15 protein-coding genes, 1 tRNA gene and 1 pseudogene are annotated in these 12,891 nt (G+C 69.2%); 12 read left to right on the plus strand and 5 right to left on the minus strand.

Annotated elements, in window-relative coordinates; genetic code table 11:
* The 3 genes from AC5L38_RS43580 to AC5L38_RS43590 form a co-directional block, all read left to right on the plus strand.
* Window positions 1-329: replication initiator (locus AC5L38_RS43580; protein ID WP_495248705.1), on the plus strand; the 329-nt coding region annotated here is incomplete at its 5' end.
* Window positions 326-532 carry a helix-turn-helix domain-containing protein gene (locus tag AC5L38_RS43585; protein WP_495248706.1) on the plus strand — a complete coding sequence of 69 codons (207 nt, stop codon included), beginning with the start codon at window positions 326-328 and terminating at the stop codon, window positions 530-532. The genes AC5L38_RS43580 and AC5L38_RS43585, both read left to right, overlap by 4 nt.
* On the plus strand, window positions 529-1,722 hold the full coding sequence (locus AC5L38_RS43590) for a site-specific integrase (protein WP_495248707.1): 1,194 nt from the start codon (window positions 529-531) through the stop codon (window positions 1,720-1,722). Before AC5L38_RS43585 ends, AC5L38_RS43590 begins: the two co-directional genes overlap by 4 nt.
* Window positions 1,723-1,781: 59 nt before the next feature.
* On the opposite strand, the gene AC5L38_RS43595 is transcribed toward AC5L38_RS43590, so the two are convergent.
* The 4 genes from AC5L38_RS43595 to AC5L38_RS43610 all read right to left on the minus strand — a co-directional run bounded on the left by AC5L38_RS43595 (window position 1,782) and on the right by AC5L38_RS43610 (window position 3,769).
* Window positions 1,782-1,854, minus strand: a tRNA-Ala gene (locus AC5L38_RS43595).
* Between the two features lie 267 nt (window positions 1,855-2,121).
* On the minus strand, window positions 2,122-2,859 hold the full coding sequence (locus tag AC5L38_RS43600) for an HAD family hydrolase (RefSeq protein ID WP_495248708.1): 738 nt from the start codon (window positions 2,857-2,859) through the stop codon (window positions 2,122-2,124).
* A gap of 29 nt (window positions 2,860-2,888) precedes the next feature.
* Complete coding sequence (locus AC5L38_RS43605; protein WP_211264163.1) at window positions 2,889-3,008, minus strand: DLW-39 family protein; 120 nt, start codon at window positions 3,006-3,008, stop codon at window positions 2,889-2,891.
* 401 nt (window positions 3,009-3,409) lie between these two features.
* Window positions 3,410-3,769: a GNAT family N-acetyltransferase gene (locus tag AC5L38_RS43610; RefSeq protein ID WP_495248709.1), complete on the minus strand. Its 360-nt coding sequence runs from the start codon at window positions 3,767-3,769 to the stop codon at window positions 3,410-3,412.
* Between the two features lie 250 nt (window positions 3,770-4,019).
* Here AC5L38_RS43610 and AC5L38_RS43615 point away from each other — a divergent pair, with 250 nt between their 5' ends.
* The 6 genes from AC5L38_RS43615 (at window position 4,020) to AC5L38_RS43640 (ending at window position 9,317) form a co-directional block, all read left to right on the plus strand.
* The gene (locus AC5L38_RS43615; protein WP_495248710.1) at window positions 4,020-4,388 is read left to right on the plus strand and encodes an STAS domain-containing protein; all 369 of its coding nucleotides are present in this window, start codon (window positions 4,020-4,022) and stop codon (window positions 4,386-4,388) included.
* A gap of 213 nt (window positions 4,389-4,601) precedes the next feature.
* A complete protein-coding gene (locus AC5L38_RS43620) occupies window positions 4,602-4,973 on the plus strand; it encodes an STAS domain-containing protein (protein ID WP_495248711.1) in 372 nt (123 codons plus the stop codon).
* Between the two features lie 192 nt (window positions 4,974-5,165).
* Window positions 5,166-5,831, plus strand: coding sequence for an ATP-binding protein (locus tag AC5L38_RS43625; RefSeq protein ID WP_495248712.1), 666 nt, complete (start codon window positions 5,166-5,168; stop codon window positions 5,829-5,831).
* Window positions 5,832-6,394: 563 nt separating this feature from the next.
* The gene (locus AC5L38_RS43630) at window positions 6,395-6,634 is read left to right on the plus strand and encodes a ferredoxin (RefSeq protein WP_495248713.1); all 240 of its coding nucleotides are present in this window, start codon (window positions 6,395-6,397) and stop codon (window positions 6,632-6,634) included.
* Window positions 6,631-8,022 carry an NAD(P)/FAD-dependent oxidoreductase gene (locus AC5L38_RS43635; RefSeq protein WP_495248714.1) on the plus strand — a complete coding sequence of 464 codons (1,392 nt, stop codon included), beginning with the start codon at window positions 6,631-6,633 and terminating at the stop codon, window positions 8,020-8,022. The genes AC5L38_RS43630 and AC5L38_RS43635 overlap by 4 nt, the downstream gene beginning before the upstream one ends.
* Window positions 8,023-8,096: 74 nt before the next feature.
* Window positions 8,097-9,317: a cytochrome P450 gene (locus AC5L38_RS43640; protein ID WP_495248715.1), complete on the plus strand. Its 1,221-nt coding sequence runs from the start codon at window positions 8,097-8,099 to the stop codon at window positions 9,315-9,317.
* 19 nt (window positions 9,318-9,336) lie between these two features.
* On the opposite strand, the gene AC5L38_RS43645 is transcribed toward AC5L38_RS43640, so the two are convergent.
* Window positions 9,337-10,053 carry a YqjF family protein gene (locus AC5L38_RS43645; RefSeq protein ID WP_495248716.1) on the minus strand — a complete coding sequence of 239 codons (717 nt, stop codon included), beginning with the start codon at window positions 10,051-10,053 and terminating at the stop codon, window positions 9,337-9,339.
* 154 nt (window positions 10,054-10,207) lie between these two features.
* On the opposite strand from AC5L38_RS43645, the gene AC5L38_RS43650 reads away from it, so the two are divergent.
* From AC5L38_RS43650 to AC5L38_RS43660, 3 genes and pseudogenes are all read left to right on the plus strand, one after another.
* Window positions 10,208-10,537, plus strand: a complete 330-nt coding sequence (locus tag AC5L38_RS43650; RefSeq protein WP_495248717.1) for a putative quinol monooxygenase — start codon at window positions 10,208-10,210, stop codon at window positions 10,535-10,537.
* Window positions 10,538-10,770: 233 nt separating this feature from the next.
* Entirely contained in the window at window positions 10,771-11,358 is a 588-nt protein-coding gene (locus AC5L38_RS43655) for a calcium-binding protein (protein ID WP_495248718.1), read from the plus strand.
* A 492-nt stretch (window positions 11,359-11,850) separates the two neighbouring features.
* Window positions 11,851-12,891, plus strand: a pseudogene (locus AC5L38_RS43660) (GMC family oxidoreductase); the annotation flags it as partial.

Genomic DNA, 12,891 nt, shown 5'->3' on the forward strand with positions numbered 1-12,891 from the left:
AGAAGGTCTTCACACAATGGCCACGATGCCACCGCAGTGACGTTCCGTCACCCCATCACGAAAATCTTGCCAGATCCCACTTCTCGACCAAGAGCCGCGCCTACTCCACCACCCTCGGTGACCTGCGGCAGGTGCGCTCCACCCATCGGGCCACCGAAGCACGTAAGCAGCGCGGTCTACCGGCCCTCGGTGATGAGACGACGCTCGTGCTCGGGCACTGGCGCTTCGCCGGAACGGGCTACACCCCCGGTGAGGCGATCATGGCCGAACACATCCGGCACCGCGTCTCCCAAGCCCGCGCCATCGCGGCGAAACGGGAGGACGGTTGACCGCACTCCGACCGTCCGCCGATCGGCGGCTGTATCGCGTCAGCGAAGCCATGTACCTGCTCAGCATGAGCCGCAGCGTGATCTACGAACAGATCCGATCGGGCCGTCTGCGCTCGGTCACCCAGGGCCGAACCCGGCTCATCCCCGCCTCGGCCATCACCGACTACGTGGCACTACTCGAACAGGAAGCGAGGGCATCATGACCACACGACGCAGCCGGGGAGACGGCGGCCTGCACTGGGACGAAACCCGCGAACGCTGGATCGCCTCGGTCACCGTCGGCTACACCCCGGCCGGAAAGCGCATCGTCAAGAAGGCCAGCGGCAAGACCAAGACCGAAGCCAAGGCCAAACTCAAAGAGATCATCCGCGACTACGAGGACGGACTGGCCATCGCGTCGGGCGGCTACACCGTGGCCGATGCGGTCACGTACTGGCTTGAGCACGGCCTGAAAGGACGGGGGAGCAAGACGGTCGGCCTCTACACCGAGTTCGCCGAGAACCATGTCATCCCGGCTCTCGGTGCCCGCAAGCTCCGTGACCTCTCGGTGGAAGACGTTGACCGGTGGCTGGCGGGCAAGGCTCCGGAACTCAGCACGCGGACGCTCAAGATGATCCATGGCATCCTCAACCGGTCGGTGAAGAACGCCATGGTCCGCGACAAGGTGAAGCGCAACGTCGTGGATCTGTGCGAGGTCCCCGAGGGGCGCCAGGGGCGTAAGTCCAAGGCGCTCACGCTGGCCCAGGCCACAGCTGTGATGACAGCTGCGGAACAGGCCAACGCGCGCATGCGCGGGTACGTCGTCCTCTCGCTGCTCACAGGGGCTCGTACCGAGGAGCTGCGCGAACTGTCCTGGACTCACGTGGTGGCGTTCATCGACGAGCGCAGGGCGTGGGTTCCCGTCACGGAGGCGGGGTGGGGGCACACCGAGTACGCCGTCTACGTGTGGCGGTCGGTCCGGCAGAGCGGCGACACCAAGACCGTCAAGTCTCGCCGGACCCTCAAGCTGCCACAGCGTTGTGTGGAGGCGCTGCGGGATCTCTGGGAACACGAGGGGCTCAGCGACGGAACCACCGATCATGACGGAACGGGCAGGCTGGTGTTCTGCACAAAGAACGGGACGGCACTGAGCGCGGGCAACGTCCGGCGGGACTTCCGGAAGATCCTCAAGGAAGCCGGGCTGGTCGACACGGAGTGGACGCCCCGGGAGATGCGGCACAGCTTCGTCTCGCTGCTCTCGGACTCCGGCGTCCCCATCGAGCACATCTCGCGCCTGGTCGGCCACGCCAACACCGTGGTCACCGAGACGGTCTACCGCCTCCAGATCCGGCCCGTCATGCAGGAGGGCGCGACGGCGATGGACGATCTCTTCGGAGGTGCCCGGGGAGCTTAGTCACCCAGTTAGTCACTCAAGCCCGGTTTTCATGATCACAGACTGAGCATTCCCGCAGGTGGAGCCTAGGAGATTCGAACTCCTGACATCCTGCTTGCAAAGCAGGCGCTCTGCCAACTGAGCTAAGGCCCCGAGATTCAAGCCGGTGGCCTGGGGAGATGCCCTTGCACACGGCCTGCTTCAGTCGTACACGGTAGCAACTGGACCCGCTTCTACGCCACTTGGATCCGCGTGGCGAGGCGGGCTTCGGCGGACGGCGACAGCGGCGGAGGGGACGACCGGTGACAACCGGGGACGGACCAGTTCCAGCGGACGGCGACGGGGGCGACCGGCGGCAGCGGGGGCGGACTTCGGCGAACGGCCGGCTGAGGTACGACCGGCGGGCAGCGAAGGCGGGCTTCAGCGGATGGCGGCGACGGGGGGTGCGGCCGGTGTGACGCCGAGGAGGAGTTCGGGGAGGTCCGCGACGGAGTCGAGGAGGTGGGTGGCTCCGCCGTTGAGGAGACGCTCCCTGCTGTGGACGCCGGTCAGGACGCCGGCGACCATCGAGGCGCCCGCGCGGCGGCCGCAGAGCATGTCGTTCTCGGAGTCACCGGCGATCGCGACCTGGCGGACGTCCTCGACGCCGAGGCGCATGACCGCGGTGAGGACCATGTTGGGCATGGGGCGGCCGCGTCCGGCGTCCTCGGGGCACAGGGCGAGGTCGATCTTGTCGGACCAGCTCAGGGCGCTCAGCACGCGGCTGAGCGTGGCGCGGCTGAAGCCGGTGATGAGGCAGATCTTGATGTCGGCACCGCGGAGTTTGTCGAGTGCCTCGACGATCCCGGGCAGCGGGATCAGGCCCGCGCGCGCGATGGCGCCCTCGTAGGAGCGCTCGAAGGTCAGATTGGCCGCCTGGGCCTGGGCCTCGTTGTCGGGGAAGATGCCACGGAAGACATCGATCGTGGGGCATCCCCGGGACCGGTGCACGTGCACCATGGCGCGAGCGTACGCACCGGTCCCGGGCACGATGCCCTGCGTGGCGATCGCCTCGGCGAACGCCCGCTCGACCATGGCGACATCACCGATCGTGGTGCCTGCCAGATCCAGGCAGACAAGCCTGATGGGTGTTACTCCATCTTGTTGGGCAAGGACCATGAAAGCACCCGAATCGGTAGCCGCGTTTGTCAGTTCTCGCTGCCGGTGGCCTCGGTCCACAGGTCGAGCTCGGCGCGGTCGGCCTGCACCTTGCGCCAGACCAGCAGCCCCCCGAGGGCGACGAGCGCCAGAACGAGCAACTTCTTCACGGTGTGACCCCACTTCTTGAGAAGTCTCACCTGCCGGGGTGAGACAACGCCCGGTTCGAACGGTTCCCTGCAGCCTAGCAAGGGATCGGGCCATGATCCGGTCCGCACGACAAGCCACCAGGGCCGATCCACACCAACCGGGTGATTTTCAGTATCATGCCGCACGGTACGCGTTCCGACGATCACAATCCGCCGTGAGTCTTGTCGCGAAACCGTCCTGGTTCTCACGATAACCCTCGCGACGTTCTCCCTTTACCCTTCGGGAAATTCCGGTCCCCGTCCGTCCGCGAATGATGCTGTCCGCCAGGCGCACGACCAGCGCGTCTGTCGGTCCCGGCCCGATTACGCGGAGCGCGAATGACACAAACCCGCTCGCTATGGGGCTGCTGTGCCCGAAGAGGTCAGGTGCCCTCGACGAGATCGGCGTAGTCGGGGTGACGGTCGATCCACTCCCGCACGAACCAGCAGAGAGGGACGACCTTCGCGTTCTCCGCGCGGGCCGCGTCCAGTGCCGTGCGGACGAGCGCGGACCCCACCCCCCTGCCCTCGTACTCCGGCTGGACCTTGGTGTGGGGGTAGACGATGACCCCGTCGCGCCGGACGATCTCCAGTTTCCCCGCCTGCCTGCCGTCCACCTCCGCCACGAAGGAATCACCGCCGGGGGAGAGCCTGACGTCCGCCTGCATGGAAATCCTCCTTCGCCAGGCCGCCGTACGGCCGTACGGCGGTTCCTTGGTCAGCCGATCCCGCGCGGCGTTCATTCCCGGGCCCGTCTACCCGCGCCCGCGCCGGGTATCCCATCAGCCAGGGGCGGGTGACGGGTCGATCACGAGGAGGATCCGGACGAGTACCCTGTGTAGCCGATTTCCAGGGCCCGAAACTCGCGGGCGGTGAACCGTACCGGAAGCCGTCCGGTTGAAGGATGATGGGAGGAGGTGTCCGGTATGTCCGGCACCCCATGGTGATCAGCCGATCCATCTGTGCCGACACGGCAGATGTTGACTGACCTTCATGCGCACCCAGAAGGTGAGCGCGATGACAGGAGATGTCGACCACGGTTCACTGCGCGTCCTCTTCACCGGACGGCCCGCCGGCGTGTGCTGCGAGGGGGACATCGATCTCTGTACGCGGCTCATCCTGGTCCGGGCGCTCGCCATGGCCGCGCAACGGGTCGACGGCGATCTGTACGCCGATCTCCGCGGCGTCGGCTTCGTCGACGTCGGCGGCCTGAGGGTGCTGGCGGAGACGGCGTTCGGGATGACGGGCGGCCGGAGATTGATCGTCGACGGTCTCCGTCCGCACACGCGGCGAATCGTCGAGCTGTGCGGCTGGACGGAGGCGCTCAGCGTGGGTCCGGGCACCGTAACCACAGTGGGATAACGGCTGATTGCTCCTCAGTTGTACCGTAAGGGTTCTCTAGAGGAATTCGGAGGATCGTACGCTGAGAGTAATCAGATCGGCCCCCTCCACGGCTCCCGGTCCAGGGGGAGTCGTGATCGGGTCACCGCTCTCCGGCCCCGGTCCGGGCGTCATGCCCGGCGGCTGCCTTCCGGCCGCGTCTTCCTCCCACCGACTGTCTGCAGAGGTATATCCGTGAGCGCTGCCGTCCGCGTGACCGACGTGTCCGACCCCGCTGAGCAGGAGATGCTTCTTCTGGCCTTGGCCGGTGAGCTCGACTACAGCAACGCCGAGCGGTTCCACCACGATCTGCAGGAGGCCATCGGCCAGGGCCGGCGCGACCTCGTCATCGATCTGACCGAGCTGACCTTCTGCGACTCCACGGGAATCCAGAGCTTCCTGAACACCCGCCAGACCGTCCAGGACCGCGGCGGCAGCATCGTCCTGGTCAACCTGCACCCCCGCCTCGAAAGGCTCTTCCACCTGACCGGTCTCGCCCAGGCCTTCGGCGTCCAGCCCACCGTGGCCGACGCCCTCAAGGTGCTGCGGCCGAGCCGGCCGTCGTAGCCGGTTCCGCACCCCGATCGGCTCTCGCCCTCCAGGACGACCGAGCGAACATCTGTTGGCTCGGGCGGTCGTAAGTTGGCAATGAGCGGGCAGGTGTCTAGCATCGTGTAACTCGTCAGCAACGCCCTGATTCTGGAGCAAGTCGGCTCGCCCCCCGGTGACTGCCAGACAAGGCGACCTCAAGGGGGTGTCGTGACCGGCGACCACGGCCAGCAATGGCCGATCGACGAGGATCTCAGCGCTCTGCGGGATCGTCTCCAATACCATGCCGTCCGAGCCGGCATGCGGGGCGAACGGCTGGACGACCTCCTTCTCGTCACGAACGAGGCGGTCATCAACATCCTGGAGCACGGCGGGGGCAAGGGAACGCTGGCCATCTGGCAGAGCGAGACCTACCTGACCGTCGACGTCACCGACACCATGGGTCTCCTGGCCCTCTGGCACGTCCCCAGCGAGCGTCCCACGGGCACCGTGCGGGGGTTCGGCCTGTGGCTGATGAACCAGCTGTGTGACGAGTTCACCATCGAGCAGGTGGAGGAGGGGTCTCGCGTCCGCCTGCGCATGCGACTCGGCAGTCCGGCGCCCCGGAACGGGGCCGACGGCTCGACCGACTCCGCGCAGGACGACCTCGACATGCCTGATCCCGCACAAAGCACCCCTGATCCCGTACGAAGCACTCCGGATCCCGTACGAAGCGCCGCCGATCCCGTCCGGAACGTCCCCGATTCCGTGCTGAGCGCCGCCGATCCCGTACGAAGCGCCGCTGACCCCGTCCGGAACGTCCCGGATTCCGTGCTGAGCGCCGCCGATCCGGCGCGGGACGATCCCGGCCAGGAGGAGCTCCAGGTCTCGTTCTGAGAGATCCCGGGTGATTCCGGAAGGTCTCGGCGGCCGGGCGTCTTCGACGATCGCCCTCACGCGGCCACGCGGAGCCTCGGCCCTGTTCAGAGGTGGGGCATGACGTGCGCCCACAACGCCCGGCCGTCCGGCCTCCTTGTGGCGAGGAAGGCCACGCGTCACCCCACCTGGTCCTGTCACGGCGAGGAGTGCCGCGCGTCAGCTTTCGGTCACCGCTCCCGCCTCTCCGTCCGCAATCCTTGACCGTCCGCTGGCACAAGGACGATGCACCGGCCAAATGTCCGGGATAGGCTTATTTGGGCAGGTCAGCGCCTTGCAGGTGGTGTCCGGGAAGGCCGTTTGATGTTTTTCGGAGATTGGCCGAGGGCATCGGCTCGCCCCGGGATCACACCCGGCCCTCGACGTCCGCGCGTCCGCCGCGTCTCCCGGCCCTTTCCGGGGCCCTGAGACCGTTCGAACCACCAGAAGCCCCGCGTGATCGACCCCGCCGTCCCGGTTCTCCGTCTCACTCGGCCGCACACAGGCTCACTCAGCCGTACGAAGGTTCGGAAGGGATGGTCCGTATGAGGGTTGTCGTCGACCTGGCGCGATGCCAGGGGTACGCGCAGTGCGCCTTCCTGGCTCCGGACACGTTCCGGATGTGGGGCGAGGAGGCGCTCATGTTCCATTCCAGCCCGGACGAGGCGCAACGGGAGCAGGTCCTGCGCGCCGCGGCCGCCTGCCCGGTCCAGGCGATCCTCGTCGACCGGCTGGAGACGCCCCTGCCCGCGCCCGCGACGAGGACCGGAACGGCGGCGGTGTGACCAGCGAGCGGAGCGAGGAGACGTTCAGGCGCGACGGCCGCGTCGTCATCGTCGGCGCCTCGCTCGCGGGGCTGCGGGCCGCGGAGGCACTGCGCGACGAGGGCTTCACCGGCTCGCTCACCCTCGTCGGGGACGAGGCGCGCGAACCCTATGACCGGCCCCCGCTGTCCAAGCAGGTCCTGACCGGCTGGGTGCCCGCGGACGGCACCGCGCTGCCCCGGCGCCGCGAGATCGACGCGGAGTGGCTGCTCGGCGTGCCCGCCTCCGGCCTGGACCTCGCGGGCAAGCGGGTGGAGCTCGCGGACGGGCGGGAGGTCCCCTTCGACAGGCTGCTGATCGCCACCGGTGTGCGCGCCAGGCGGTGGGCCGACAAGGCGGAGGCCGCCCTGGACGGCGTGTTCGTGGTACGCACGTGCGACGACTCCCGCCGCCTGTGGGAGCGGCTGGCCGCCGGGCCCGGCCGGGTGCTCGTCATCGGGGCCGGTTTCGCCGGCTCCGAGATCGCCTCCGTGTGCCGCGAGCGTGGCACACCGGTGACCGTCGCCGAGATCGGCGAGGCCCCGCTGGTGGGAGCGCTCGGAAGCATGATCGGCTCGGTCGCCGCGAACCTCCAGCGTGCCCACGGCGTCGACCTGCGCTGCGGTGTCAAGGTCACGCGGCTGGAAGGGGACGGGCGGGGGCGGGTGTGCCGCGCCCACCTCTCCGACGGCGGCACGGTCGACGCCGACGTGGTGGTGGTCGCGCTCGGCGGCGTGCGCAACACCGAGTGGCTGCGGGACTCGGGGCTGGCCGCCGGCGTCTGGGGCGTGGCCTGCGACTCGGGCTGCCGGGCGTTCGACGTCAACGGCCTGGTCACCGACGACGTCTTCGTCGCCGGGGACGTGGCACGCTGCCCGCACCCGGTCTACGAGTATCGCTTCCTGTCGCTGGAGCACTGGGCCAACGCGGTGGAACAGGCCCAGGTCGCGGCGCACAACATGGTCAGCTCCCCGACGGACCGCTGGCCGCACCTGTCCATGCCGACGTTCTGGTCGACGCAGTTCGGCGTCAACATCAAGTCCGTCGGTGTCCCGGTCCTGTCGGACGAGGTCGTCGTGACGCAGGGCTCGGTGGAGGAGCACCGGTTCGTCGCCGCGTACGGCTACCGCGGCCGGGTCACGGCGGCGGTCAGCTTCGACAACGCCAAGTGGCTCGACCACTACCGGCATCTGATCGAGACGGCGTCGCCCTTCCCGCCCTTCTGCCCCACTCCCGACCGGCCCTCCGGCATGAGGCCCGTCCCCGCCCACTTCCCCGATCCGGTGATCATCACCCACGGAGCCACGGTGGTGGTCACCGGCCACGAGCCGAGCGAGCGGCGCGTGGCGTTCGCACGGCCGGGCGGTTGACCACGTCCCAAAAGGCCTGACAGGGCTGGACCGGGGGCGGTGGAACCCCGGGCGGCCAGACAGAAGGAGCGGCCATGACAGTCACCCAGGCGTCCAGCACCTTCCAGCGGATCCTCGACCACTCCAGCCGGGCCGATCCGTACCCGCTCTACGCCGAGCTGCGCAGGACCCCGGTGGCCCGGCAGGAGGACGGCGGCTACGTCGTCAGCACCTACCGGGAGATCACCGCGCTGCTGCACGACCCGCACCTCAGTTCCGACGCGCACAACCTCGACCACCCGGGGCCCACCCTCGCGATGCGCGGGGACGTGCCGGCGTTCATCGGCCTCGACCCCCCGGACCACGACCGGCTGCGCCGCATGGCGATGCGGCACTTCGGCCCCCCGCACTCGCCCACGCTGGTGGACGACATGCGGCCCGCCCTGAACGACATCGTCACGCGCCTGATCGACAACCTGGTGAGCAAGGACGAGATCGACGTCGTCGACGACTTCGCCTACCCCTTCCCCGTCACCGTGATCTGCCACCTGCTCGGCGTACCCCGCGAGGACGAGCCGCGGTTCCACGGGTGGGTCGAGGCGATCGTCGCCATGCTCGACGCCGACTCCGAGGCGGGCTCCGAGGAGCGCGTACGGGAGGGCGTGCGGGCCCGTGACGACCTCAGGTCGTACCTCGCGGGGCTCCTGGAGAGCCGCCGCGGCCGGCCGGCGGGCGACGACCTGCTGTCGCGGCTGGCGAACGACGACGGGCCCGACGGGCGCATGACGGACGAGGAGATCGTCAGCACCGCCAACCTGCTGCTCATCGCGGGCCACGAGACGACCGTCAACCTGATCGCCAACGGCGTGCTGACGCTGCTGCGCCATCCCGGCGTCCTGGAGCGCCTGCGCCGCGAACCGGGAATGATCGTCCGGACGGTCGAGGAACTGCTGCGCTACGAACCCCCGGTGCATCTCATCCCCTGGCGGGCCGCGTACAGCGACCTCACCGTCGCGGACACCGTCATCCCGAAGGGGTCGCGGATCACGCTCGTGCTCGCCTCCGGCAACCGCGACCCCGCCTACTTCCGCGACCCCGACCGGTTCGACCCCGACCGGCGCGACATCCAGCATCTCGGCTTCGGCGCCGGCGTCCATCTGTGCTTCGGCGCCCCCCTCGCCCGGCTGGAGGCGCAGATCGCGCTGAACGAGCTCTTCCGCAACCTGGAGAGCCCCCGGCTCGTCGCCGACCCGCCCCCGTACCGGCAGAGCGCGGTGCTGCGCGGGCCGCGCCACCTCCTCGTCAGGCAGGAGTGAGAGCGCGGAAGCTCGCGCGTCACCGGGTCCACCTCCCGATCCGTACCGGCACCCCGGGTGAGGCGTGCAGCACGGGGGCGTGGTCCGGGGCGTCGAGCCCTCCCGCCTGGAGCAGGTCCTGGTCCAGGTGGACCAGCCGGGCGTGGCGCAGCGGCCAGTCGGGGTGCTCGATCTGGGCGGTGGCCGTCCTGCCCGCGAACGTGGTGAACAGCCGGTAGCGGGCGGTCAGGAAGTGCGCCAGCTCGTCGCGCTCCGCCTCCGCGAGGGGCGGGCCGAGCTCGACGACCGCGTCGCACCGCGCGCCCACGGGCCCCGGCAGGCGCCGCCGGCAGCGGTAGCCGCGCCGCTCCCCGACCGCGCTGACGGCCATCCGGGACCAGAAGTAGGGCAGTCCGTACCCCGCCCGCGCGCCGAGCACCGCGAGCAGCCGCCCGGCGTCCAGCGACAGGAACCAGACACCGTCCCGCCCCCGCTCGTCGCGTACGTACGTGCGGACGTTCGTCTCGGGGAACCGCGACAGCCACGGCAGCGCGGGCACGCCCGGTGCCCGTACGTCCTCCATCAGGAAGGTGGTGAGGCCGACCCAGGCCGCGCCGTCGAAGGTGTCGGCCGTGAGCCCGGGGGGCAGCAGCCGCTGGATCGCGGCCGGTGGGTACCGCCAGTGCGTGAAGGTCATCTCGGACCAGCGGTGGTACATGACCGGCCTGGTCAGGTGAGGGGACGGGGGAGCCTGCATGATCTGCTCCTTCTCTGGTGACGGCGGTGCCCGTGTGACGGCGTCCGCCACTTATCTTGGCCATGACGCCGGGCGTCGTCCCGCGCGACACCCACGGGACGGATATCCGTCCCGGTTTTCGACAGAGCCGGAACCGAGCCGGAGAGGCCAATCCATGATCTTCATCGCCGTCAAGTTCACCATCCGTCCCGAGCGCGCCGAGGAGTGGCTCTCGCTCGTCGACGACTTCACCCGGGCCACCCGCGACGAGCCGGGGAACGTCTTCTTCGAGTGGTCCAGGAGCGTCGACACGCCCGGCCAGTTCGTCCTGCTGGAGGCCTTCGCCTCGCCCGCCGCCGGTGAGGCGCACGTGAGCTCGGACCACTTCACGACCGCCATGGCCTGGATGCCCGAGGTGATCGCGACGACGCCGGAGATCATCAACGTCGAGGTGCCCGGCGAGGGCTGGTCGCGGATGGCGGAACTGACCCCGGCCCAGGGCTGAGCGATTCCCCCGGTGAGGAGGCGCCCCGGCGGAGCGCCGGGGCGCCCGCGCATGGGGGTGGGGGCAGGGACGAGGACGGTCTAGCTTTCAGAACTCTCCGTAAAACAGTTCTCTCACCGTGGGCGGAGTGCCATGGGGTCACGGGCGGTCACGGGATGTAATCGTCCCGGGCACAGGAGCCCGCCGACCGGTCACCGCCAGAAGGGGCCGGCAGCCGAACACACGGGGGATTCATGCGTACACGGAGGAACGTCACACAGCGCGAGCCGTCGCGGCCGGGCGTGGTCCGCAGGACCGGGCTGCGGATGCTGGCGGTGGGGATCTTGACGGTCACCCCGCCACTGGCCCTCGCCGGGCCCGCGCTGGCCGACACCAACGTGGTCGTGACCGGAAGCCTGCTGTCGGTCAACGCGGGGAATCTGGCCGACGACATCAGCGTCGACGTCGACGTCGACGGCACGCTCCTCGTCAGGAACGCCAAGGACACGCTCTCCACCGGGGGTGTCTGCCAGAAGGTCGACGACAACACGGTCCGCTGCCCCGCCACCGGGATCACCGGCATCCAGGCCAGCCTCCAGGGCGGGGCCGACACCCTGCGCAACAACACCACCCTGTCCATGCGTGCCTTCCTGGGCGCCGGCAAGGACGGCTTCTCCGGCGGTTCGGGCCGTGACATCGTCTCCGGCCAGACCGGCGGCGACACCATGAGCGGGAACGGCGGCGACGACGTCCTCGAAGGCAACCTGGGCTCCGACTCCGTCGTCGGCGGCGAGGGCAGGGACATCTGCACCGCCGAGGTCCGGGAGTCCTGCGAGGGCTGACGTTCCGAGCGTCCGGGCGGACGGCCTCGGTGCCCGTACGCCCGCCGACGGGGCTGTCACCATGACACCCGCCTTGATCAGGGGAGTCATGGTGGCAGGCCGTCACGCAGGATCGGGCACCCGGGCGGGGGCCGTTGGAGGCGGTCCGGCCGCACCCGGCGCCCGCCCCACCGTGACCTGGAGTTTCAGGTAGCCCGCGGGCCACAAATCACTCGCGGACGACGTGGTGGATTAACACACCAGAAACATATAGAACTGGTTCCACCCCCCGACTGTGAGGAAAATCACATGCGAGAGAAAGGCTCAGTTGGATCCAGTTCTGAAGGCGTATCGCGACGCGGATTCATAACTGGAACTGGTTCCATCTTAGGAATCACCGCTCTCACGGGTCACACCGGTCCGGCCCGGGCGCAGACCGCCACCGCGGCCGCTCCGATCTCCAACGGCGCCCACGTCCCGGCCCTGGTGATCGGCACCGGGTACGGCGGCTCCGTGGCCGCCCTGCGTCTCGCCCAGGCCGGCGTCGGCGTACACATGATCGAGATGGGCATGGCCTGGGACACCCCGGGCTCCGACGGCAAGATCTTCTGCGCCACGACCTCGCCGGACCACCGGTCCTACTGGCTGCGTACCAGGACCAAGGCCCCCCTCAACTACTTCCTCGGCTTCCCGATCGACAGGGACATCACCCGCTACACCGGGATCCTGGACGCCGAGGAGTTCGGCGGCATCACGGTCTACCAGGGCCGCGGCGTCGGCGGCGGGTCGCTGGTCAACGGCGGCATGGCCGTCACTCCCCGGCGCGAGAACTTCGGCACCGTCCTCCCGTCGGTGAACGCCGACGAGATGTACGACACCTACTACCCGCGCGCCAACGCCGGGCTCGGGGCCGCCTCCATCGACCCGGCCTGGTTCGACACCACCGCCTGCTACCAGTACAGCCGGGTCGGCAGGAAGCACGCCCAGCGTTCCGCTCTCCCGTTCGTCTTCGTGCCCAACCTCTACGACTGGAACTACATGAAGCAGGAGGCGGCCGGGACCGCCACCAAGTCGGCGCTGGCCGGCGAGATCCTCTACGGCAACAACCACGGCAAGAAGTCGCTCCAGAAGACCTACATCGCCCTGGCCAAGGCCACCGGCAACGTCACCGTCTCGCCGCTGCACCGGGTCACCTCGGTCGCCCCCGCCTCCGGTGGCCGCTACACCGTCGTCATCGAGCAGCTCAACACCGGCGGTGACGTCACGGCCACCAAGACCGTGACCGCCGACAAGGTGTTCTTCGCCGCGGGCAGCGTCGGCACCAGCAAGCTGCTGGTCAAGCTGAAGGCCACCGGCGTGCTGCCCAACCTGAACAACGAGATCGGCAAGAACTGGGGCGACAACGGCAACGTCATGTGCGGCCGCGCCAACCACCTGTGGGACCCGACCGGCAGTCTCCAGTCGACCATTCCCAGCACCGGCATCGACAACTGGGCCGCCGGCGGCGCGTTCGCCGAGGTCGCGCCGCTGCCCGTCGGGATCGAGACCTTCGCC

It is taken from the genome of Streptosporangium nanhuense, assembly GCF_059358815.1.

Coding starts and splice junctions, on each gene's coding strand:
- AC5L38_RS43590 (WP_495248707.1), top strand. CDS start 529: ATGACCACACGACGCAGCCGGGGAGACGGCGGCCTGCACTGGGACGAA.
- AC5L38_RS43600 (WP_495248708.1), bottom strand. CDS start 2,859: ATGGTCCTTGCCCAACAAGATGGAGTAACACCCATCAGGCTTGTCTGC.
- AC5L38_RS43610 (WP_495248709.1), bottom strand. CDS start 3,769: ATGAACGCCGCGCGGGATCGGCTGACCAAGGAACCGCCGTACGGCCGT.
- AC5L38_RS43615 (WP_495248710.1), top strand. CDS start 4,020: ATGCGCACCCAGAAGGTGAGCGCGATGACAGGAGATGTCGACCACGGT.
- AC5L38_RS43630 (WP_495248713.1), top strand. CDS start 6,395: ATGAGGGTTGTCGTCGACCTGGCGCGATGCCAGGGGTACGCGCAGTGC.
- AC5L38_RS43640 (WP_495248715.1), top strand. CDS start 8,097: ATGACAGTCACCCAGGCGTCCAGCACCTTCCAGCGGATCCTCGACCAC.
- AC5L38_RS43645 (WP_495248716.1), bottom strand. CDS start 10,053: ATGCAGGCTCCCCCGTCCCCTCACCTGACCAGGCCGGTCATGTACCAC.
- AC5L38_RS43650 (WP_495248717.1), top strand. CDS start 10,208: ATGATCTTCATCGCCGTCAAGTTCACCATCCGTCCCGAGCGCGCCGAG.
- AC5L38_RS43655 (WP_495248718.1), top strand. CDS start 10,771: ATGCGTACACGGAGGAACGTCACACAGCGCGAGCCGTCGCGGCCGGGC.